This window comes from Citrobacter sp. TBCS-14, assembly GCF_005280805.1.
Lineage (GTDB): Bacteria > Pseudomonadota > Gammaproteobacteria > Enterobacterales > Enterobacteriaceae > Citrobacter > Citrobacter gillenii.
This window is the reverse complement of record NZ_SZWM01001283.1, coordinates 1-214: the sequence shown is the minus strand read 5'-3', so window position 1 is coordinate 214 and position 214 is coordinate 1. Positions and strand designations below refer to the sequence as shown.

Sequence of the window (214 nt, the reverse complement as noted above, 5' to 3'; positions counted from 1 at the left end):
GCCCGTGGCATTTGTTGCACGGATCTTTGATCAACGTACCGCGGCCCTGACAGTGCGGACAGGTCTGCTGTACGGCAAAAAAGCCCTGACGCATCTGTACCTGACCAGAACCGTGACAGGTTGGACAGGTTTGCGGCTGAGTGCCTGCCTTCGCGCCGCTGCCGTGGCAAACGTCACACTCTTCCAGCGTCGGAATACGGATCTCTTTGGTGAC

At 58.4% G+C, this 214-nt stretch carries 1 protein-coding gene; it reads right to left on the bottom strand.

Annotated features, from left to right (window positions below; all coding sequences use genetic code 11):
• Positions 1-214: zinc finger domain-containing protein (locus FDX22_RS27385; RefSeq protein WP_304571835.1), on the bottom strand; the 214-nt coding region annotated here is incomplete at both ends.